The sequence below is a fragment of the Coleofasciculus sp. H7-1 genome (genome assembly GCF_057473865.1).
This window is the reverse complement of record NZ_JBYCCT010000066.1, coordinates 1-21,271: the sequence shown is the minus strand read 5'-3', so window position 1 is coordinate 21,271 and position 21,271 is coordinate 1. Positions and strand designations below refer to the sequence as shown.

Below are 21,271 nucleotides of genomic sequence, written 5' to 3'. Positions count from 1 at the left end.
GTAGTAACTAAGGACTTTGAACTATAAACTAATGACTAATCGACTCATCTCTAACAACAATGGCAAATGTTCGCTTAGAAGGAATTACCCGAAAATTTAATAGTGCCACTGCTATTGAGGATATTTCCTTTGAGGTGCCTGATGGGCAGTTCTGGGTGATGGTGGGACCTTCCGGTTGTGGCAAATCCACGATTTTGCGGACAATTGCAGGTTTGGACACGCAAAGTAGCGGCAATCTTTACATTGGGGATGCCCTGATGAATGGGATTCCCGCTAGGGCAAGAGATGTGGCGATGGTGTTCCAAAACTATGCCCTCTACCCGCACATGACGGTTGCTAAAAATTTGGCTTTTGGTCTGCGGATGCGCGGGGTTGACGCGAAAACGATGCAGGAACGAGTGGAGACGGTGGCGCGATCGCTCAATATCGCCCATCTCCTCGACCGCAAACCCAGGCAACTATCGGGGGGACAGCAGCAACGGGTGGCATTGGGGAGAGCGATCGCTCGTCAACCCCAAGTATTCTTATTAGATGAACCCCTCTCTAACCTGGATGCCCAGCTACGAGACGATACCAGGGCAGAACTCAAGCAATTGCACCAACAAGTGGGAATTACCACCATCTACGTCACCCACGATCAAGTAGAGGCGATGACGCTAGCGGATCGAATTGTGGTACTAAATCGCGGTCAGATTCAACAAATTGGCGACCCGCAAACAATTTATGCGCGACCAGCAAATTTGATGGTTGCTACATTCTTAGGCAATCCACCGATGAATATTCTGCACGCGACTTATACGGGTGAAGTTTTTCAGGTGGCGGGTCAGTCTTTATCTTGTCCCCCAGCGCTTCAGGACAAGTTGCAACTTAGCCAGGGGCAAGGCGTGGAGTTAGGGATTCGCCCAGAACATATAACAATTAAAAATGAAAAATTAAAAATTAAGAATCAAGAGGAAAAAGAAGCACTGAGCATGAATGGGGAAACCCCGCCCCTACAGCACTCACTTCTGATGGTTGAGGTGAAGGTTGTAGAACCGCTGGGACGGGAGACGCTGATTCGGGCTAATTTACCGGCATCTGAGGTACCGCTAAATATCCAGGCAGCTTCAGATTGGCGGGGTCATTCGGGCGATCGCATCTCTGTACAACTCGACCTCAACCAGTTATTTGTCTTTGATCCCACCACGGGCGATGCTCTGTTTCCTTAAGAATTAGGGAATTGTTAACAGCTTTGGAAATATTTCTCAACAACTTGCAATATTCGTTGGGCGGAGCGACCATCGCCAAATGGATTAATTGCCGTTGCCATCGCTTGATAAGCACTGCGATCGCTTAGCAGTTCTGTTGCGGCGGCAACAATTTGATTGGGGTCAGTTCCCACCAATTTTGCAGTTCCCGCTGCTACCGCCTCTGGTCGTTCGGTGGTTTCGCGCAACACCAGTACCGGCTTCCCCAAACTCGGTGCTTCCTCCTGCAATCCTCCGGAATCGGTCAACAGCAAATAACAGCGTTGAATCGCCCCCACCAGTTCGGCATAATCTAAAGGTTCTGTTAAGAAAATTCTGGGATGATTACCGAGAAGTTCTTGTAGCGGTTCTCGCACGGTGGGATTGCGATGTAGCGGCAACAGTAAGGCTGTATCCGGAAATTTATCTAATATTTGCAGAAATCCCTCAGCAATTCCCCGCAGGGGTTCTCCCCAGTTCTCGCGTCGGTGGACTGTTGCCAGCAGCGTGCGATATCCACTCCAGTCCAAACCGGGAATCGGACAATCCGGCTGACTTTTCGCCACGGTTAGTAAAGCATCAATGACTGTATTGCCAGTGTGGTGAACTTCGCCAGTGACTCCAGAACGTTGCAGATTTTCTACCGCTAGGGTTGTGGGGGCAAAATGCAGCTGAGTCAGCTGAGAAATTAATCGCCGATTGGCTTCTTCCGGGTAAGGATTAAAAAGCTCGTCGGTGCGTAATCCCGCTTCCACATGACCGACAGGAATTTTTTGATAAAACGCTGCCAAAGCTGCTGCAAAGGCTGTGGTTGTATCTCCTTGAACTAACACCAAATGAGGCTGTAACTGCTCAAATACAGTTTCCAGTCCTCGCAAACTCCGACAAGTAATATCTGTCAGAGTTTGTTGATGTTGCATAATTTCTAAATCTTGGTCGGCATTCAGCCCAAATAGCTGCATGACTTGCTCGACCATCTCTCGATGCTGACCCGTCAAAATTACGTGAGTTTGAAAAGTCAGCGATCGCTGAAACTCTTGGATAACGGGTGCTAACTTAATGGCTTCCGGACGGGTTCCCAGTGTGATGCAAACTTTGATAGGAGATGGCGGCATGGAAATTTAGCTTAATTGGGAATAATCGGGTGGCTGGCGATCGCCATGCTAGAGGCACGGCGCGATCGCGCGTTGCGCCGACCTGTCGGGCAAGCGCTTCCATTCCCATCCTACGCTTGCCATTTTCCTACGAAAAGACCCGGCAGGTGCCGGGTCGCAGAACTCTTGCAGACAAGAAACTAACTTAATAAAAGCGTTCACAGGTTATTCAAGAATCTAGATCGCAGGTTAATGGGCAAGCTGCATAGACAGAGGTATGTAAAGGATTGGCTTCACCATGCAGCCAGTGCAACCAACGGACTTCTTGGGGATTAACACCCTTCAGGGTTAGCAATGCCGCACCGGCGACAACTGCCAAAATATTCCCGCCAATTAAGGCTCCGGCGACCAACAAAACTGCGCTAACTGGCAGCACAGATTGTAAAGCGATCGCTAACAAAGCTCCTACCGTAACCATCAAAACAACTAAGGGGAAACCCACCACCAGCAAGCAAACCCCTAGAGTAAAAGTCCAGATCAAAAAGCTCTTGACCATAGACAATGAATAAACCTTTGCCAAACCTTGATTTTGACTTAATTGCACGATCCTTTCTCCAGATAGTCAAACAACAAATTTATATGCAGAAAATGACTTTTAATCGATCCCTAGGCATCGACTAAGTGAAAATCAGTATAGTTAATCCTTTTCTTTAGATGAGCCGTTCTTAATCAAAATTTACAGTCAATCCCGAACATTTATGGATGCGAAATTTTTCCTGATGTTCTATAGTAGACTGCCCTAGAAAACGACCATCATCCAAAAGATAGAAATTTGAAGAGGTTTTGGGTTTCAGTCTTTTCCACCGATAGAGCAATTTTGCCGCCCAACCAGTGGCAGAGGGAAACAACCAAAGTCGATCTCAGTATGCTTAACATATCTTATAACTTTTAACAGGTGTTCTCATAATTCAGCTCATCTAGCTTTAACAGGTAAACCGCGAACAGACTGCTGAGTTGCCGATGCTGCTGTTTTGAGCCGGTCAGAGAATTTTTGGCGCTGAATGTTAGCGAACCAAAAGTTTTGGGAAAACTAGCAATAGGAGTTTTTAACGCTCCCCAAAAAAAAGCTGTGGAGTGTTCCACCGAATCGCTTCGTGCCTTAGAAGAACGTATTCGCGAGCTATCCTTAGCTTTTTTGGTAACGATTCCTACAAATTTCCCATCAGTGGTAGTTGAAAGATGACAGAACCGCAGCGTCCGCCCATGTCACCACCGCCTCCACCCCGCGTTCCCCCCCCACCCCCGCCAGGAATGCGACCTCCTGGTAGGGATGCTGCCACCTTTTCTACTCAGCAGCAGCCCATGCAAACGATGCAGATGACTGCGCCACCTCCCCCCCATGCAGGGGCAGCTTTGCCTCCTCCACCGAAAGCGGCTCCCCCAGCAGCTGGGACAGGAGTTCGATCCCCTGCCGCAGCTGCCTCGGCAACCTCAGCAACGGCAACAACTGTGGTGGCTCGGACGCCTGCAAGGGGAGCAGGCCCTAGTCCCGGACAGCCCACGTTAAAGGAAATCGTCGTAAAAGCCCATGAAAACGGAATTTCCGACATTCATGCGGGTGTCGGTGAAATTCCGCGCTACCGCAAACGGGGCGACATGGAGATGACCGATTATCCGCAGACGGATGAAGCGACATTCATGAGCTGGTTGCGAGAGGTGATGACTGACGCCCAGATTCGGGAATTTGAAGAGCGCTTAGACTTTGACGGCGTTACGCAGTATGAATTCTCCCGCGCCCGGATCAATGTGTTTGGTTCGATGCGCGGCCCATCAATGGTGATGCGATTGATCCCGAACAATATCCTGACTTTGGAGCAGCTGCGGTTGCCAGAGGTGTTCAAGGATATTTCCCATTACCATAAGGGATTAGTTTTGGTCACAGGTCCCACGGGGTCGGGTAAATCTACCACGATGGCTGCCATGATTGACTACATCAATAAGGAGATGGCGAAGCACATCATCACGATTGAAGACCCGATTGAGTTTGTTCATACCAGTCGCAAGTCGCTGATTAAGCACCGAGAAGTGGGGTTGAACACTTTGAAGTTTGACAACGCCCTAAAAGCCGCGTTGCGGGAAGATCCCGATTTGATTCTGGTCGGGGAAATGCGGGATAAAGAAACTGTCAACACTGCGCTCAAAGCGGCTCAAACGGGTCACTTGGTGATGGGGACGCTGCACACCAATAGCGCTGTGAAAACGATTGAGCGGATTCTCAACCTCTACTCAGCAGAGGAGCAGCATTCGATGAAAATAGCGATCGCTGAATCTCTGGTCGCAATCATTTCCCAAGGATTGTGCAAAACTACCGATGGCAAGCGTGCGGCTTTCCACGACATCCTGATCAATACGGAAGCAATCAAGGACTACATCAAGGAGGGTAAGTACGAAGACATTACGGGAATCATGCTAGGCTCCAGTTTTGACGGCATGATGACGATGAACAAAGCCCTCCTCGAACTCTACCATGAGGGTCGAATCACCGAAGAGACTGCTCTGGAAATGTCACCCACTCCGAACGAGATGGCTCAGTTTCTCCGAGGTCGGGTGTAACAATTAAAAATGTAAAATTAAAAATTAAAAATGGAAGAAGGGTTTCTTCTTTCATTTTTATTATTTTGGCGCTTTTTCTTGACTCAAGATCCTCTCTCCATCCCCCAGCTCTTTAAAGGTATTGCCCTGTTTACGCCAGGGGGAGACTTAATTTATTGCATTGACCCCAATAAGCAGAGCCACTGGCACCTACATCTGTGTGCTGGACTTCAAGAAATGCTGGGATTACCAGAACCTCCCCATTTTTTAGTGCCAGCGTATACCGCTACGATCGATCGGTGGCTCGATCCTTACACCCAGCAGTTACGGATTGCGGCTGAGGTTTATCTGCCGGTGCGACGGCATCAGGCATTGCTGAATAGGATTTTCCAGAATCCCAACTTGCAAAACTGGCAAGTTGCTCCTTGGCCCCCAGAATTAGGCGATCCCATTGTATTAGAAACTTATCGTCACCAATTTTCCCAACTTTGGGAAAATCACGATTTAATTGTGCGCTTGGAACGCACGGGTTTCCAGCCTTCATTCCGCCCAGTTGCAACTCCTGGGTACGTCCTACGCCTGTTCGTTTCCGGTCATAATAGAGCCACGGAACACACTCTCCAAAGCTTGCATCAGTTGTTAGAGCAGTCTCTCGGTCATCCTTACACTTTGAAAGTGATTGACATCTTCAAACATCCAGAGCAGGCGGAGTCAAATCATATCTCTGCTACACCCACCCTTGTTAGAGTTTGGCCCGAACCTGTCCGACGAATTGTGGGGGATTTGGATAATATTGAGAGAGTCTTACAGGTACTTGGGGCTGTAGATTACTGAGTAGAGGCACGCTAGTGTCGTGTAATACTATTTCACCTGTAAGGTCGCCATAAATAAATTGCTGGAAGTGGCTACTGACAAGACGCGCGAGCCGCAAGTCTTCTACAATCCAAAATCAGAAATCCAAAATCTAAATAAGATGCACCCAGTTTCTTGCCGCTTATTTTAATCAGCGGTAGGAATACATACGTCTGGCGCACACAACCCCGCAAACTTCAAGGTTGTTACTTCCAGCGTGGCGACATCGACACGACGGATAGCGTGGTTATTGGTATCGGCAATGTACAAATGAGAACCAATCGCACTCAGTCCTGATGGCTCAAAAAATCGGGTGCTGGTGCCTTGACCATCTTGGTTTCCTGCTGTCCCATCCCCCAAAACCGTCTGACAAATGCCAGTCTTAGGGTCAACTCGCTTAATTTTGTGGTTGTAGCTATCAGCAACCCAGAGGTAATTTTGGGCGTATTCAACGCCTAAACAATGCTGGAGTCGCACCTCAAAGCCTTCACCATCAATATCTCCAAACCCAAATAGCTCACCACTGCCGCATACCGTCCGCACCTGAGCCTTTTCACCCAGTCCGACGCCACGAATTGAGCTAATTTCGCTGTCAGCAACGTATAACTCTTGTCCGTCGGTGGTAATGCCGCTGGGTTGGGAAAAAGCAGATTCGTCAAGATTTCCATCGACGCATGATTCTGCACCAATCCCTGCGTAGGTGCCAACGATGCCAGTTTCCATCTGCATTTCCCAGATTTGGTGGGGTCCCGCCATCGCGATAAACAGGCGATTTCCTACTTTTTCTAAATCCCAAGGGGAATTGAGCGGAGTTTCTCGTGCTGTACCTCTGTAGGGACGAATGCGATCGCTTTGTTCGCCAGTACCGGCAATTGTTTCTACCTTTTGACTCTTTAGGTCAATCTGTCGCAGGGCATGATTTTCGGTATCGGCAACGTAAAGAATTTCATTTTCTGCGTCGAGTGTCATGCCTTGGGGTGCAAAAAACTGAGCGTTTGTGAAGAAACCATCGGTTAAGCCTTGTTTGCCAGTACCAATGATCTGTAGCACTTTACCGGCAAGGGTAGTGACAATAATCCGGTGATGTCCGGAGTCGGCGATGAAGAGGCGATCGCTTGTTGCATCCGCTAACACTTTACCGGGAAAAGCCAGCGGCGTTGCCAGTGGTTGCCGCTGTTTTTCTAAAGTAAGGCTGAGTTCTTGAAAATTAATCGTTCCTCGCTCTTTGTGTTGTTGAATCAGCTGCAAAATCAGCTCGTCTACGACATCCCGATTTCCTTCGCCAGATACATAGCCGATGACGTAACCTTCTGGGTCAATCATCATCAAGGTGGGCCATGCACGGACGGCATACTGGCTCCAAATCGCAAAATTGCTATCAACGACGACTGGATGCTCAATGTCGTAGCGCAAAACTGCCTGACGGATGTTTTCCACGTCTTTTTCGTTGTCAAATTTGGCGGAGTGGACGCCAATCACGGTGAGGCTGTTTTTGTATTTCTGCTCCAGGTACTTCAACTTTGGCAAGACGTGCAGGCAGTTGATACAGCAATACGTCCAAAAGTCAAGAATTACCACTCGCCCTTTTAATTCCCTTAGGGAAAGGGGACGATCTGTATTCAACCAGGTTTGGTTCTGAGGAAATTCTGGCGCTCTAACACGGGGCGTCATGATGTCTCCTTTTTCACTGACCACGATGGGAACAGAGCCAGGACTTACGCAAAGCTTATACATATAGCGTTTTTTCGGGTTCAATCCCCCTGTGGTTGCCCTCAGATGTAGTGATGTTGCGTAAGTCCTGAGAGCGTTAAGGCGTAGCGGCTTCCCCTAGCTCATCCTCTGTATTTTCCTCGGCTGGAGCTTCTGGCTCGGGTGCTGCTGGTTTTGATTTTTGGAAGAAACTGCTAGGGATATCTGGCTCAGATGGAGCTTGGATAATCCGCAGCGGTGGAGCCGCAGCAGGTTTAGGAATCAATAGGTCATTGAAATCGACTTTTGGTTTTGCTTGAGCGGAGGTTGGGGATGATTGAGCCGATTGGGTTGTCTGTTCAGTCTTCTGCTTTACAGAAGCTGTCGGCTGAGGCGAAGGCAGTGGTTGTAGTGAACTCTCTGGTTGAGAAGGTGCTGACTGCGGCTCTTCTGGCGTTGGAGATGGGACTATCTCCGGTAAGGTGGGCGGTAAATTGGGCGTAGGAGTAGCAACACCTGCATCTGGACGCCGGAAGCGATTGAAGAATCCGCCTTTGGGTTTTTCTAACTGTTTTGCCGCTGGAGGCGCTGGGGGTGTAGATGGAGCCGTTTCTACTTCTGGACTTGCTTCTGGACTTGGTGTTATCTCTGGTAAAGTCCCTGGTTTAGGAATGTTTTCTGGGGGTGTGGGTAAGGGAGAAGGCTCCTCAACTGCCTCAGGCACTGGCAGTGCAGGCGGTGGGCTAACAGGAGTCTCTGGACGCCGGAAACGATTGAAGAATCCGCCTTGGGGTTTTTCTAACTGCTTTGCCGCTGGGGGTGCCTCAGATGGCTTTGCTGGCTCAACTTCAGAGGGCGTCGGTTCTTCTTTACCCAGCTGCGGTGCTGGTGTTTCTTCAACGACAGGAGGCTCTAACGGTTCGGGTGTCGGCGTGACAGATGGCTCAGGGGTTGCAGTCGGCACTGGCGTCTTCCCACTGTAGTTGGGGTTTACAATCGGGCCAGCAGCGATCGCTGAGAGTTCCCCTCGTACCAGTTTGGCAAGGGTATCTTTGCCTTTCGGTTCGTAGGTAATCAGCCGCACAGTGTTGTTGAAGACGTTTGTGACTGGATTTCCCTGTTCATCTAGAAATTCCAGTTGTACCCAGTTCTTCCCTGAGTTAAAGCCTTTGAGATAAAGGGGTTGCCACCTGTCCATGACAAAGCTTTGACCGTTTACGGTGACGCGAACTCGCCAATCGGCAATTTCGTCGTCGGGATTGGACTGGGCGACCAAGTGCAGGGGGGCGTTAGTCAGGTAGAAGTCAAGCATGATTGGCTCGGCTCCATAGCTGCCCGTGGGGCGGCTATAGGTCAACAGGGGCTGCCCTGGATCGGGGTTGTTGTCCGTTGTTTTGGTGAAAAGGTGAAAGGTTGTTTGGGCGTAAGCGCCTTCGTTTTTGAAGCTCTCATGCCAGGGACGGGAGGCAAAGACTCGCAGGGTATGAGTTCCGGGAGCTAAATCTTCAAAGACTAGGGGCTGTTCTAAGTCATAAATGGCTTTGTAAGGCTGGTTGTCGAGGATGACGTGTAAATGCGGACCAAGACCGAGTTGGGGGTCTTTGAAGATTGGCAGATCCCGAACTTGGAGTCGCACTGCCACTGTTGTGGCTTGAAGAACTTCATCAGTTTGGGGACTGAGGATGGCGACTTGAGGCTGATAACTCTCCAAAGCTGGGCGCAGCTGTTGAATGACCTCAGGGGGAGATACCTCTGAGATTTGCCCACCTAGGGAAGATGAGGGTTTGGAGGTACCTGATGGCGTCGTCAGGGCGCGATCGCCACAACCGACTAAACTCCCCACCAAAACAGTTGCCATCAGCAACGAAACTAGCGTTCTCACAGGGTTCCACCGGCGATTCATGCCCAACACGCACTCCTACTCCTTCCGCGACCAACATTAAAGATCAAGACCTGTCCATAGGGAACTATAGCCCAAAAGCATCAACTACCCCGCTCGAAATGCCATGAATTTCAGGCTCTGACAACCCAGAAGACACGGGTTTTAAATGAGCTAATAGTTGCGTTTTATTAACTAAATTTAATCCCTCTTGACTTTTTAACACCAAATATGGGGGTGCAAGCTAAGTTGCATCAATACTTGACCAAATTTGAATTATTGTTAAGTGGCTCGAAATACCCAGTAAACCTAGTCCTATTATCTACAAAGATAGAGGGTGTGGTTTTGCAACCCTTCCCTCTCAGCGAACCCTTTAAAACGGGTATTCCATAAATTGGGGAAAGTAGTTCTTCAAGAGCCAGCTTTCCTACCCATTAAAATCAATTTTCAATGGGACAGAACTCGTTCCTTGTCTAGAGAGAGGAGAGTCCTCATGACAATCAGTCCTCCGGAGCGAGAGGAGAAAAAAGTAAGGGTTGTCGTCGATAACGATCCAGTGCCCACTTCATTTGAGAAGTGGTCGCAGCCGGGTCATTTTGACCGCACCCTTGCTAGAGGTCCAAAAACCACCTCGTGGATTTGGAACCTTCACGCCCTCTCGCATGATTTCGATAGTCATACCAGTGACTTAGAAGACGTATCTCGGAAAATTTTTGCCGCGCACTTTGGTCACTTAGCCGTGGTCTTCATCTGGCTAAGCGGTATGTATTTTCATGGCGCTAAGTTTTCAAACTACGAAGCTTGGCTAGCTAATCCTTTAGGCGTCAAGCCTAGCGCTCAAGTCGTTTGGCCTATCGTCGGTCAAGATATTTTGAATGCCGATGTGGGCGGTGGCTTCCACGGGATTCAAATCACCTCCGGCTTGTTCCAGGTTTGGCGGGCAGCTGGCTTCACAAACACATTCCAGCTGTACTGCACTGCCATCGGTGGCTTGGTAGCAGCAGCTCTGATGCTGTTTGCTGGCTGGTTCCACTATCACAAGCGGGCTCCCAAACTGGAATGGTTCCAGAATGTGGAGTCGATGCTAAACCACCACCTAGCTGGGTTGCTGGGTCTGGGGTGCTTGTCTTGGGCCGCTCACCAAATTCATGTGGCACTGCCCACCAACAAGCTGCTGGATGCGGGAGTCGCCATCAAAGATATTCCGCTGCCTCACGAGTTCATCTTGAACCGTGACTTGATGGCCCAACTGTATCCCAGCTTTAACCAAGGGTTGACGCCATTCTGGACTTTGAATTGGGGCCAGTATGCTGACTTCCTGACGTTCAAAGGCGGTTTAAATCCCCAGACGGGCGGATTGTGGCTGTCAGATACGGCACACCATCACCTAGCCTTGGCAGTACTCTTCCTGATCGCCGGTCATATGTATCGGACGAACTGGGGGATTGGTCACAGCATTAAGGAAATTCTAGAGAACCACAAAGGTCCCTTCACGGGTGACGGTCATAAGGGTCTCTATGAAAACATGACCACATCCTGGCACGCGCAGTTGGGAACCAACCTTGCCATGCTGGGTTCTGTGACCATCATCGTGGCTCACCATATGTACGCGATGCCTCCGTATCCGTACCTTGCCACTGACTACGCGACTCAGTTGTCCATATTCACCCACCACATGTGGATTGGGGCATTCTGTATCGTTGGCGGAGCGGCTCACGCTACCATCTTCATGGTGCGGGATTACGATCCGGTGGTGAACCAGAACAACGTGCTGGATCGGGTGATTCGTCACCGGGATGCAATTATTTCCCACCTCAACTGGGTTTGTATCTTCCTGGGCTTCCACAGCTTTGGCTTGTACATCCACAACGACACGATGAGTGCTTTGGGTCGCCCCCAAGATATGTTCTCGGATACGGCGATTCAGTTGCAGCCGGTGTTTGCTCAGTGGGTGCAAAACCTGCACACTCTGGCTCCTGGTGGCACAGCACCTAACGCGCTAGAACCAGTAAGCTATGCCTTCGGTGGCGGTATCGTTGCTGTAGGCGGCAAAGTGGCGATGATGCCAATCGCGCTGGGTACGGCGGACTTCATGATCCACCATATTCACGCTTTCCAAATTCACGTCACCGTTCTGATTCTGCTGAAAGGCTTCTTGTTTGCCCGTAGCTCTCGTCTGATTCCAGACAAGATGAATCTGGGCTTCCGCTTCCCTTGTGACGGCCCCGGTCGTGGCGGTACCTGCCAAGTTTCTGGTTGGGACCATGTGTTCTTGGGTCTGTTCTGGATGTTCAACACTATTGCGATCGCGGTTTACCACTTCAGCTGGAAAATGCAATCCGATGTGTGGGGCACAGTCAATACTGATGGCACGGTGGACCATATCACCGCAGGCAACTTTGCGATGAGTGCCATCACCATCAATGGCTGGTTGCGTGATTTTCAATGGGCACAAGCTGCTCAAGTGATTCAGTCTTACGGTACAGCCCTCTCAGCCTACGGTCTGCTGTTCCTGGGCGCTCACTTTGTGTGGGCCTTCAGCCTGATGTTCCTATTCAGCGGTCGTGGCTACTGGCAGGAGTTGATTGAGTCGATTGTTTGGGCTCACAATAAGTTGAAGGTTGCCCCTTCTATTCAGCCTCGCGCTCTGAGCATCATTCAGGGTCGGGCCGTTGGGGTGGCTCACTTCCTCCTGGGAGCGATCGTCACGATCTGGGCGTTCTTCGAGGCGCGAATCCTTTCAATAGGATGATTTAAGCCTGAGTAACGAGTGCTGAGTAAGGAGTAAGATGCTCTGGGTCCTCAGCACTCAGCACTGATAATTGAGGAGACTATGGCGACAAAATTTCCCAAATTTAGCCAAGACCTCGCTCAGGACCCGACTACACGTCGGATCTGGTACGGGATTGCAACGGCTCACGACTTTGAAAGCCATGATGGCATGACGGAAGAAAATCTTTATCAAAAGATTTTCGCTACTCACTTCGGTCATGTGGCAATTATCTTCCTGTGGGCCTCTAGCCTCCTGTTCCACGTCGCCTGGCAAGGTAATTTTGAACAGTGGATTAAAGATCCGTTGAATGTGCGTCCCATCGCTCACGCGATTTGGGACCCCCACTTTGGTCAACCGGCAGTAGATGCCTTTACCCAAGGTGGTGCGACCTTTCCAGTGAATATTGCCTACTCAGGTGTCTACCACTGGTGGTACACCATCGGTATGCGGTCGAATAATGACCTGTACCAAGGTGCAGTGTTCCTGATCGTGCTGTCTGCAATCTTCTTGTTTGCAGGCTGGCTGCACCTACAGCCCAAGTTCAGTCCCAGCCTGTCTTGGTTCAAGAGTGCCGAGCCTCGGCTGAACCACCATCTGGCAGGTCTGTTTGGCGTTAGCTCTTTGGCTTGGACAGGTCACCTGATTCACGTTGCTATCCCCGAATCTCGCGGTCAGCACGTAGGTTGGGATAACTTCCTGACAACGCTGCCTCACCCAGCAGGCTTGGGGCCGTTCTTCACCGGCAACTGGGGTGTCTACGCTGAGAACCCAGAGGCTCCTGGTCATGTGTTCGGTACCGCTCAAGGTGCCGGAACAGCGATTCTAACGTTCTTGGGTGGCTTCCATCCCCAGACACAATCGCTGTGGCTGACGGATATGGCTCATCACCACTTGGCGATCGCAGTCATCTTCATCATCGCCGGTCACATGTACCGGACTAACTTCGGCATTGGTCACAGCATCAGAGATATGCTGAACGCCAAAAACTTCTTTGGCACCAAGACTGAAGGTCAATTCAACCTGCCTCACCAAGGGTTGTACGACACCTATAACAACTCTCTGCACTTCCAGTTGTCTATACACCTGGCAGCTCTGGGAACTGCTACTTCCCTGGTAGCGCAGCATATGTATGCGATGCCTCCCTATGCTTTCATCGGGAAGGACTTCACAACTCAAGCATCGCTCTACACACACCACCAGTACATTGCTGGTTTCCTGATGCTGGGAGCGTTCGCCCACGCAGGAATCTTCTGGGTGCGGGACTACGACCCAGAACAGAACAGAGGTAACGTCCTCGATCGGGTACTCCAGCACAAAGAAGCGATCATCTCGCACCTGAGCTGGGTCTCCCTATTCCTGGGCTTCCACACCCTGGGTCTGTACGTCCACAATGATGTTGTGGTTGCCTTCGGGACTCCCGAAAAGCAAATTCTGATTGAGCCGGTATTTGCCCAGTTCATTCAGGCTTCTCACGGTAAGGTGCTGTACGGCTTGGACACTCTACTGTCTAACCCTGACAGTGTGGCTTCCACCGCTGGTGCTGCTTGGCTACCTGGCTGGCTCGATGCCATCAACAACGGCACCAACTCTCTGTTTTTGACAATTGGCCCTGGCGATTTCTTGGTTCACCACGCATTCGCCCTCGCCATCCACACCACCACCCTGGTTTTGGTCAAGGGTGCGTTGGATGCTCGTGGCTCCAAGCTGATGCCCGATAAAAAGGACTTCGGCTACGCCTTCCCTTGCGACGGTCCCGGTCGTGGCGGTACCTGCGACATCTCCGCGTGGGATTCCTTCTACCTCGCCGCGTTCTGGATGCTGAACACCATTGGTTGGGTAACCTTCTACTGGCACTGGAAGCATCTGGGGATTTGGCAAGGCAACGTGGCACAGTTCAATGAGTCTTCTACTTACCTCATGGGCTGGCTGCGCGACTACCTCTGGCTGTACTCCGCTCAGTTGATCAACGGGTATAACCCCTACGGCATGAATAACCTGGCGGTTTGGGACTGGATGTTCCTGTTCGGACACCTAGTTTGGGCCACTGGCTTCATGTTCCTCATCAGCTGGCGTGGTTACTGGCAAGAGTTGATCGAAACCCTTGTCTGGGCACACGAGCGCACTCCGCTGGCGAACTTAGTTCGCTGGAAGGACAAGCCGGTTGCTATGTCCATCGTCCAAGGTCGCTTGGTTGGTCTAGCTCACTTCACAGTTGGCTATGTCTTGACCTACGCCGCCTTCCTGATTGCTTCCACTGCTGGTAAATTCGGTTAATCTGGCTGAAACTAGCATTGTAGGTAATTAAAAGAAAATCCCCTGCCTTCGGGTAGGGGATTTTTTTAGAAAACTATCTAAAATTCTAAATGAAATACTGCTGTTAAATGTAGCTTATGAGCTGGCGTTGGTTTAACGCTTAGTTTTCTTGGAAATCGTAAAATATTTTATCTAAAATTTTTAATAAAACTGTAGCAAGTGTGAGTAATTTAAACATCAATAGTATCACCCATCAATTAATAAAAATTCAAGAGCAAAATAGGAATTGCAGTTTATGGCAATTTAGAAGCTTAATCAGCGCTAATCAATATCTTCAGCTATATAAAATTTTTTTAAAATATGTTATCAAAGGAAGTGAAGTATTAGATTGGGGGTGCGGAAACGGTCATTTTTCTTATTTCCTGGTAAAGGCTGGCTATAAAACCTCTGGATTTGCCTTTGAGGACTTTTGCCTTCGTAAAACTCTAAACAGCTCAACTTATGAATTTAGGAAAGGGAGTGCTGAAGAGCCAACAGTCATTTCCTATTCAGATAATAAATTCAATGCAATCGTCTCTGTAGGGGTTTTAGAACATGTCAGAGAGACTGGAGGAAATGAAATTACCAGCTTAAGGGAAATATTCCGCTTGCTCCAACCTGGTGGCTTTTTTATTTGTTACCATTTTCCCAATAAGTTTAGTTTGATTGAAGCGATCGCTTCCCGCTTGCCTAACAAATACCATCATCAATATCGTTATACTCGCCAGTCAATCAAAACTCTTTGCCAAGAAAGTGGATTTGAGGTTCTAGAAGTCCAGCGTTATGGTTTTCTACCCAGAAATATGTGGGGCATATTTCCAAAAGCAGTCAGGAATTCTCAACTGCTGGCATGGATTTGGGATTTCCTAGATGACATTTTGGCATATCCCTTCTCTCTGATCTGTCAAAACTACTTGTTTGTAGCTAGGAAACCCTTTGCAAAATAATCTAAATTATGATAATAGCGTTTGGTAGAAGTGTACAAAGCGATCGCCTCTTCGTCTTTTCATCTAAAAAAGCGATCGCTTACTCCTCCAAAATCTCAACCAAGTCCTCAATCAAAATATCGAACGTGCGAACTAGCTTGTGAATCGCAGTGAAGTCAACCATTGCCATTCCTGAAGAGAGAGCATAGTTTCTGACGGTGCTATAACCAACCCAGAGCGAACTGACTTTTTGAAGCGCTTCGCTATCGCCCAAACATCCCCTTTCCATCAAAAGCGCTGACCCGTGGTTAGTTCAAATCGGACTTCTCCCTGGTCGCTAATGCCTAAATCGCCGCGAATTAAACCAAACGGGGACTTGACCCGCAATCCTAACCCGTAACCAAAACCAGTCCCCGGTTTACCGCGCAGCAAACCCGGTTGTCCAAGCACCGTATTACCAGACCCCAAATCTGAGCCGTAGTCAGCAAAGACAACCCCTCCCAGCCACTGCAAAATCGGGAAGCGATATTCTATGGAAGCCAAAGCATAACTGCGACCGCTAGCGACTTTACCAGATCCATAGCCGCGCACAGAATTGAATCCGCCAAGATTAAACGCCTCAGTCGGAGGAAATTCGCCAAGTATCGTACCAGCTTGCAAATTTATTGCCAACATTTCTGGATTTTTGGTGTCCCTACCCTTGCCTATCCAGCCGACTGGGACATATTGGATGTAATTTGCTCGCACTCGGTTACTCAAAATACTGCCCAATCCAATCGGAATCGACTGTTCCGTGGTCAGGGTTAGCAGCGAACCCTGAGTCGGATTGGAACGGCGATCGCGCCGATCTCTCGCCACGCCTAACGACACCGTCACCAAATCATCAATGCCAGTTTTGCTGACAGATAGCGGATTCCCCAATTCATCCACCCGTGCAATATTGAAATCAGCATCGCGGGTACTAATTCGGGTGTAGTTCAAACCCAACGATCCATCCCAATCATTAAAAGACCGCAACACCGCCACACCACCGCCAAATCGTCCCTCCCGCGTACTGTCCCCGTTGGGCAACTCGACTTCGTCGGTGAAGGTGCGGGAATAATCCCGACTGCGAAACGCTCTAACGCTATACCCCAAGCGGTCTGGTTCGCCAGCACGATAAGGGCTGGTAAACTGGGTATTAAATTGGACATCCTTGCCGCTCACTTGAAGTTTGGCAGCTAAGCGATCGTTGACACCATTGATATTGGCGTCTCGATAGCTTACCGAACCGTAAAGCCCGATATCGCCGCTATTGCCACCCCCTAATGTAATAGAAGGGAAGCGACTCTCCTTGATGTCGTAGATGATGTTAACCCCGTCGGTGGCTTCCTGCACAGAAACATTGACATCATCAAAAGACTCTAATCGCCGCAATCGCTGCAAGTCTTCCTGAAGCAAATCCTCACGAAATACCTCACCAGGCTTGAGTTTCAGTTCACCAATAATAAAATCTCTTTGGGTGCGACTGGGTATCGGTCGATTTTGGTCATCGACTGACTCACCTTTGCGATTGACAAAGCGGATCTGCACATCTTTGACAATTTTGGAGGCAACCTCAGCAGTCTGGACGCCCTCCGGACTGGACGCTGGCGGTATCGTCGGTGGCAGATAATCACCGTATTTGGCATCATATTCAACAACAGGAATTGGATAGGCTCTCTGAGCCAATCCTGGCGTCACCTGCGTTACGGGTAGAGTCGCGGCATCAATGGGTGCCGATGCCGCCATATCGCCCGAAATCGTCTGGGCAGGGGGTTGGGAGGATGCGATCGCTCCTCTTGTTTCCCAGATTCCCAGCGTTGCCACAATCAAAATTGCAAATGTTTTAACACCCATAAAATTAGCTTAATCGGCTGGCTACCATTTTGCGCCTGCTCATTGGCTTGTATCCCGATCGATGACTGGCTTTTGAGGGGCGCAACAGACGAATCCGTTGCAGACATCAAGTGAAATGGTATCAGGAACAATCAAGTAAACGTCAAGGATATGAGTCTTCAACAGGCATTTAACACAGCAGCAACTGAGTACGACAAGCTCCGGGGTACCCTGATTCCATGTTTTGATGACTTTTACCAAACAGCCATTCAGGCGATCCCATTCGACCGCACAGCATCCCTGAACGTTCTCGATTTAGGTGCAGGTACGGGACTTTACAATCCAGGTTCGGGACGAGTCATGCAAAAAATTGGGATGCTGCATGAGGGATATCGCCGTCAACATTTACGGAAGTGGGAAACATTTGAAGACATCGAACAATACGGCATCTTGAAAAGTGATTGGCAGCAAATGATTGTTCAAAATTACTAACTGCTTACCTAAAAATGTATAGAAGAAACCTGCTATGGCACAACCATCTTTACCAAAAATCGTCATCTTCGACACCACAATGCGAGATGGAGAACTTGCGCCCGGTGTCAAAATGGATATTCATCAAAAAGTCCGTCTTGCAAAGCTTCTAGAGGAGATGCGGGTTGATGTAATTGAAGTGGGATATCCAGGGGCTATTAAGAAAGATTTTGATGAAATTTTCACGATCTCCAAGCAAATCAAACAGTTAACTATTTGCGGATTGGCAAATTCTAAACCGGATGAAGTGATGGACGTTGCTTTAGCAATTAAACCAGCGGTACGAGGCAGAATTCACATCTACACGTTGGTTAATTTGAAGCATCAATCAAAGTGGGCTGAAGAACAAATCCTAGAAACGATACACGATTGTATTGGACTTGCTAGAAACTACTGTGCAGATGTGGAGTGGAGTGCCTTTGATGCTCCTCGAAGCCAGCCAGATTTTCTTTGCAAAGCAATTGAAACAGCCATCAAAAGCGGTGCAAGAACAATCAGTATCCCTGACAGTCTTGGTTTATCGTCGCCAATAGAATTTTCAGGGTTGCTTAATATGCTCTTTAATCGGGTGTCGAATATCGATCGCGCTACGATTTCTGTCCACTGTCATGATGATTTGGGATTAGCGGTGGAGAATTCAATCGCAGCTCTCAGTTGGGGTGTCAGGCAAATTGAATGCTCGATTAATGGACTGGGAGCGAGGAAAGGTAATGCTGATTTGGGAGAAGTCGTGAATGCAATTATCAATCATCCAAACTATAGCGTTGATGTTGAAAAATCTTTATTATATAGAGCCTCAGAGTTAGTTACTGAAATTACTGGAATTGGTAATAAATAAATGAAATAAAGTAAAAATGTCCGACGACTCGCATTCGCGGCTAAACAAACAAAGCCTGACGAGAGCAGGCTTTATATTAGCCGGTGAAGGCAGGCTTCGTTCTTCTAGCCCCAGGCTTCTAGCCTGTGGGTGTATATTTGCAAAAACAAGATGCTCCCAATAGGATTGCTATAGGAACATGGATTAAACAACTTACACTCATTCACGTTCTGTAGGGGCTTTTTCTGTGCGATGCCCCTACGCAAGAAATCGGAGGTTAATAAATCCACGATCCGACTTCCGTTCCAGAAAAGTTGGAGTCTAACACCACACTGAGCCAAACGGCTTGTTATTAGAATTTAATAATTTATTTCTTATAATACTTACGAATAGCAGTTATAAGTTGATAAGTATTAACCGCGATCGCGCGTTGCGCCGACCTGTCGGTTCGCCAGCGGCTATCGGTAAACGGCTAAAAGTTATAGACTGGCTACCATGTACGGGCAGAGTAAAAATATGATGCTGTCTACTTTACAGGTCATATTGCTGGGTGGCTTTCGCCTGACTTATGGCGAAAAGCCGCTGACAGACGTGAGCGCGGAGCGATCGCAATCGTTGCTGGCATATCTGGTGCTGCACAGCGGCACGCCTCAGCCTCGTCAGCGGCTGGCTTCCCTCTTTTGGGCTGACTCAACAGACGAGCAAGCTCGAACGAACCTGAGAAGGGAACTGCACCACTTACGGCGGGTTTTGCCTGACGCGGATCGATTCATTGAAGTTGATCCAAAAACGCTACAGTGGCGCTCAGATGCACCTTTTACGTTGGATGTTGCACAGTTTGAGCGGGTGGTTGCACGCTTCGGAGGAGGCAGAACGAGCGGCTGACCGGAAAACCGTCCGAACCTTGTTAGAGCAGGCGGTAGCCCTCTATCAGGGGGATTTGCTGCCCAACTGTTACGACGAATGGATTTTTCCGGAACAGGAACGACTGCGACAAATTTTTATCCAGGTCTTGAAATGGTTGGTTCGCCTGTTAAAGGAGCAGCGAGATATCCGTGCGGCGATGCGCTATGCCCAGCAGTTGTTAGAAGTTGACTCGCTCAACGAAGCAACCTATGGTGACTTGATGCAGCTGCACGCGCTCAATGGCGATCGCGCTAGTGCTTTGCGAATCTACCACCGCTGCATGACTCTTTTACGGGAAGAGTTAGGAATCGATCCCAGCTCGATTACCCGCGACCTCTACGATCGCCTGCTCAATGAAGATTCTGAAGGGATAAGAAGTCGGCAAAATAATTCTAAGTTACTGGATGTAAATTCTGAATTAAATACACCCACTCAAAACTCCCCCGCACCTCGTTGCGACTGGGGTGAAATCATCGATGTTAGCTTGTTTTACGGACGGACAGAAGAGCTAAACACGCTCAAGCAGTGGATTTTACAGTATCGCTGTCGGCTAGTTGTCTTATTAGGCATGGGGGGAATTGGGAAAACTGCCTTGTCCGCCAAACTAGCGCCGGAAATCCAGGGAGAGTTTGACTTTGTAATTTGGCGATCGCTACGGAATGCTCCTACGCTAGAAACTCTTTTGCACGATTCGATCTCTTTTCTATCGGATCGGCAGGAGACGGAAGGTGGAATTGAACGACTGATATATTGGCTGCGGAATTCTCGTTGCCTGATAATTCTAGACAATGCAGAAACCCTTTTTCAGGTGAATTGTCCGGGGCAGTATTGTGCTGGCTATGAAGGCTACGGGGAACTGCTGCGTGCGATCGCAGAAACAGCCCATCAAAGCTGCCTGGTGCTGACCAGTCGGGAGAAACCTGCTGAGGTGGGCATATTAGAAGGCGTAGTTGATGGTAATTCACTACCTGTGCGAACCTTGCAACTGAGCGGCTCACCAGAGGCAGCTCAAGCATTAATTCAAGCAAAAGGATTGATTGGTTCTGAGGCACAGCAACAGCATTTGTGTCAGTTCTACGGCTGTAATCCTTTGGCATTGAAGATTGTTGCCACTTCAATTCAAGATGTTTTTGATGGCAAGATTCAAGATTTTCTCGCTCAAAATACCACGATTTTTAATGGGATTCACAGACTGCTAGATCAGCAGTGTCAGCGTTGCTCTCCCCTAGAAAAAACAATCTTGTTTTGGCTTGCCATTAATCGGGAATGGACAACCTTCTCGGAATTGGCAGATGATATCGTTCCCACCGTTGCTCGTGCAGACCTACTGGAAGCGTTGGGGTCGCTGAGTTGGCGATCGCTGATCGAAAAGCAGTCGGGCAGTTATACTCAGCAACCTGTGGTGATGGAGTACATCACTGAGCGATTGATTGCACAAGTCTGTGAAGAAATTCAACAGTTGGAAGTCGGAAATGGGGAATTGTTAGCAGAAAACCGGACACCCATTATTTCCATCCTGCACAGCCACGCATTGCTCAAGCCTCAGGGCAAAGATTACATCAGAGAAATCCAGATTCAACAAATTGTTAAACCCGTTTTAAACACTTTAATCACCCGACTGTATGGGCAGTACAACGTTGAGCGGCAGCTGACTCAACTGCTTTCAAAACTGCGAAATGAATTGTCGCGACAACCCGGATATGCAGGTGGTAACGGGACTTGAACTTTGTTCAAGCCCAAACAAGCCCTAAATGGGCTAGGTGTAAGGCAAATACGTCAGTATTCTCCTGAAGCCAACGGACAAACCGATAGGATATAGCTGTTCTAAAAGCTGACA

17 protein-coding genes are annotated in these 21,271 nt (G+C 49.0%); 11 read left to right on the top strand and 6 right to left on the bottom strand.

Features of this window, described 5'->3' with window-relative positions; translation table 11 throughout:
• The first annotated feature begins 59 nt into the window (after nucleotides 1–59).
• Nucleotides 60–1,208 carry an ABC transporter ATP-binding protein gene (locus AC2VDX_RS16675; RefSeq protein WP_378183374.1) on the top strand — a complete coding sequence of 383 codons (1,149 nt, stop codon included), beginning with the start codon at nucleotides 60–62 and terminating at the stop codon, nucleotides 1,206–1,208.
• 14 nt (nucleotides 1,209–1,222) lie between these two features.
• On the opposite strand, the gene wecB is transcribed toward AC2VDX_RS16675, so the two are convergent.
• The gene (gene wecB, locus AC2VDX_RS16670; protein ID WP_378183371.1) at nucleotides 1,223–2,341 is read right to left on the bottom strand and encodes a non-hydrolyzing UDP-N-acetylglucosamine 2-epimerase; all 1,119 of its coding nucleotides are present in this window, start codon (nucleotides 2,339–2,341) and stop codon (nucleotides 1,223–1,225) included.
• On the opposite strand from wecB, the gene AC2VDX_RS16665 reads away from it, so the two are divergent.
• Nucleotides 2,332–2,529 carry a hypothetical protein gene (locus tag AC2VDX_RS16665; protein ID WP_378183368.1) on the top strand — a complete coding sequence of 66 codons (198 nt, stop codon included), beginning with the start codon at nucleotides 2,332–2,334 and terminating at the stop codon, nucleotides 2,527–2,529. The genes wecB and AC2VDX_RS16665 overlap by 10 nt on opposite strands.
• A 20-nt stretch (nucleotides 2,530–2,549) precedes the next feature.
• Here the strand turns inward: AC2VDX_RS16665 and AC2VDX_RS16660 are convergent, their stop codons facing one another.
• Nucleotides 2,550–2,876, bottom strand: coding sequence for a hypothetical protein (locus tag AC2VDX_RS16660; RefSeq protein WP_199292176.1), 327 nt, complete (start codon nucleotides 2,874–2,876; stop codon nucleotides 2,550–2,552).
• Between the two features lie 683 nt (nucleotides 2,877–3,559).
• Here AC2VDX_RS16660 and AC2VDX_RS16655 point away from each other — a divergent pair.
• Both AC2VDX_RS16655 and AC2VDX_RS16650 read left to right on the top strand, forming a co-directional pair.
• Nucleotides 3,560–4,933, top strand: a complete 1,374-nt coding sequence (locus AC2VDX_RS16655; RefSeq protein WP_378183365.1) for a type IV pilus twitching motility protein PilT — start codon at nucleotides 3,560–3,562, stop codon at nucleotides 4,931–4,933.
• A 78-nt stretch (nucleotides 4,934–5,011) separates the two neighbouring features.
• Nucleotides 5,012–5,746 (top strand): circadian clock KaiB family protein, encoded by a 735-nt coding sequence (locus AC2VDX_RS16650; protein WP_486928207.1) that lies wholly within the window; start codon nucleotides 5,012–5,014, stop codon nucleotides 5,744–5,746.
• Nucleotides 5,747–5,911: 165 nt separating this feature from the next.
• Here AC2VDX_RS16650 and AC2VDX_RS16645 read toward each other — a convergent pair whose 3' ends face one another.
• Nucleotides 5,912–7,435, bottom strand: a complete 1,524-nt coding sequence (locus AC2VDX_RS16645) for a thioredoxin-like domain-containing protein (protein ID WP_378184019.1) — start codon at nucleotides 7,433–7,435, stop codon at nucleotides 5,912–5,914.
• Between the two features lie 136 nt (nucleotides 7,436–7,571).
• Complete coding sequence (locus AC2VDX_RS16640) at nucleotides 7,572–9,356, bottom strand: hypothetical protein (RefSeq protein WP_378184017.1); 1,785 nt, start codon at nucleotides 9,354–9,356, stop codon at nucleotides 7,572–7,574.
• Nucleotides 9,357–9,825: 469 nt separating this feature from the next.
• On the opposite strand from AC2VDX_RS16640, the gene psaA reads away from it, so the two are divergent.
• The 3 genes from psaA to AC2VDX_RS16625 all read left to right on the top strand — a co-directional run bounded on the left by psaA (nucleotide 9,826) and on the right by AC2VDX_RS16625 (nucleotide 15,344).
• On the top strand, nucleotides 9,826–12,084 hold the full coding sequence (gene psaA / locus AC2VDX_RS16635; protein WP_378183359.1) for a photosystem I core protein PsaA: 2,259 nt from the start codon (nucleotides 9,826–9,828) through the stop codon (nucleotides 12,082–12,084).
• Nucleotides 12,085–12,165: 81 nt separating this feature from the next.
• A complete protein-coding gene (gene psaB, locus AC2VDX_RS16630; protein WP_378183356.1) occupies nucleotides 12,166–14,379 on the top strand; it encodes a photosystem I core protein PsaB in 2,214 nt (737 codons plus the stop codon).
• A 200-nt stretch (nucleotides 14,380–14,579) separates the two neighbouring features.
• Nucleotides 14,580–15,344: a class I SAM-dependent methyltransferase gene (locus AC2VDX_RS16625; RefSeq protein WP_378183353.1), complete on the top strand. Its 765-nt coding sequence runs from the start codon at nucleotides 14,580–14,582 to the stop codon at nucleotides 15,342–15,344.
• Between the two features lie 79 nt (nucleotides 15,345–15,423).
• Here AC2VDX_RS16625 and AC2VDX_RS16620 read toward each other — a convergent pair whose 3' ends face one another.
• Both AC2VDX_RS16620 and AC2VDX_RS16615 read right to left on the bottom strand, forming a co-directional pair.
• The gene (locus AC2VDX_RS16620) at nucleotides 15,424–15,597 is read right to left on the bottom strand and encodes a hypothetical protein (protein ID WP_378183350.1); all 174 of its coding nucleotides are present in this window, start codon (nucleotides 15,595–15,597) and stop codon (nucleotides 15,424–15,426) included.
• 14 nt (nucleotides 15,598–15,611) lie between these two features.
• Nucleotides 15,612–17,201 carry a BamA/TamA family outer membrane protein gene (locus AC2VDX_RS16615; RefSeq protein WP_378183347.1) on the bottom strand — a complete coding sequence of 530 codons (1,590 nt, stop codon included), beginning with the start codon at nucleotides 17,199–17,201 and terminating at the stop codon, nucleotides 15,612–15,614.
• A gap of 150 nt (nucleotides 17,202–17,351) precedes the next feature.
• Between AC2VDX_RS16615 and AC2VDX_RS16610 the strand changes: the two genes are divergently transcribed.
• The 4 genes from AC2VDX_RS16610 to AC2VDX_RS16595 all read left to right on the top strand — a co-directional run bounded on the left by AC2VDX_RS16610 (nucleotide 17,352) and on the right by AC2VDX_RS16595 (nucleotide 21,157).
• Nucleotides 17,352–17,672 carry a hypothetical protein gene (locus tag AC2VDX_RS16610; RefSeq protein ID WP_378183344.1) on the top strand — a complete coding sequence of 107 codons (321 nt, stop codon included), beginning with the start codon at nucleotides 17,352–17,354 and terminating at the stop codon, nucleotides 17,670–17,672.
• Nucleotides 17,673–17,706: 34 nt separating this feature from the next.
• Complete coding sequence (locus AC2VDX_RS16605) at nucleotides 17,707–18,549, top strand: beta/alpha barrel domain-containing protein (RefSeq protein ID WP_378183341.1); 843 nt, start codon at nucleotides 17,707–17,709, stop codon at nucleotides 18,547–18,549.
• A 495-nt stretch (nucleotides 18,550–19,044) separates the two neighbouring features.
• A complete protein-coding gene (locus tag AC2VDX_RS16600; RefSeq protein WP_378183338.1) occupies nucleotides 19,045–19,413 on the top strand; it encodes an AfsR/SARP family transcriptional regulator in 369 nt (122 codons plus the stop codon).
• Nucleotides 19,337–21,157, top strand: coding sequence for a bacterial transcriptional activator domain-containing protein (locus tag AC2VDX_RS16595; protein ID WP_378183335.1), 1,821 nt, complete (start codon nucleotides 19,337–19,339; stop codon nucleotides 21,155–21,157). The genes AC2VDX_RS16600 and AC2VDX_RS16595 overlap by 77 nt, the downstream gene beginning before the upstream one ends.
• Nucleotides 21,158–21,271: the final 114 nt, after the last annotated feature.

Coding starts and splice junctions, on each gene's coding strand:
- AC2VDX_RS16675 (WP_378183374.1), top strand. CDS start 60: ATGGCAAATGTTCGCTTAGAAGGAATTACCCGAAAATTTAATAGTGCC.
- AC2VDX_RS16665 (WP_378183368.1), top strand. CDS start 2,332: ATGGCGGCATGGAAATTTAGCTTAATTGGGAATAATCGGGTGGCTGGC.
- wecB (WP_378183371.1), bottom strand. CDS start 2,341: ATGCCGCCATCTCCTATCAAAGTTTGCATCACACTGGGAACCCGTCCG.
- AC2VDX_RS16660 (WP_199292176.1), bottom strand. CDS start 2,876: ATGGTCAAGAGCTTTTTGATCTGGACTTTTACTCTAGGGGTTTGCTTG.
- AC2VDX_RS16655 (WP_378183365.1), top strand. CDS start 3,560: ATGACAGAACCGCAGCGTCCGCCCATGTCACCACCGCCTCCACCCCGC.
- AC2VDX_RS16645 (WP_378184019.1), bottom strand. CDS start 7,435: ATGACGCCCCGTGTTAGAGCGCCAGAATTTCCTCAGAACCAAACCTGG.
- AC2VDX_RS16640 (WP_378184017.1), bottom strand. CDS start 9,356: ATGAATCGCCGGTGGAACCCTGTGAGAACGCTAGTTTCGTTGCTGATG.
- psaA (WP_378183359.1), top strand. CDS start 9,826: ATGACAATCAGTCCTCCGGAGCGAGAGGAGAAAAAAGTAAGGGTTGTC.
- psaB (WP_378183356.1), top strand. CDS start 12,166: ATGGCGACAAAATTTCCCAAATTTAGCCAAGACCTCGCTCAGGACCCG.
- AC2VDX_RS16615 (WP_378183347.1), bottom strand. CDS start 17,201: ATGGGTGTTAAAACATTTGCAATTTTGATTGTGGCAACGCTGGGAATC.
- AC2VDX_RS16610 (WP_378183344.1), top strand. CDS start 17,352: ATGAGTCTTCAACAGGCATTTAACACAGCAGCAACTGAGTACGACAAG.
- AC2VDX_RS16605 (WP_378183341.1), top strand. CDS start 17,707: ATGGCACAACCATCTTTACCAAAAATCGTCATCTTCGACACCACAATG.
- AC2VDX_RS16600 (WP_378183338.1), top strand. CDS start 19,045: ATGATGCTGTCTACTTTACAGGTCATATTGCTGGGTGGCTTTCGCCTG.
- AC2VDX_RS16595 (WP_378183335.1), top strand. CDS start 19,337: ATGCACCTTTTACGTTGGATGTTGCACAGTTTGAGCGGGTGGTTGCAC.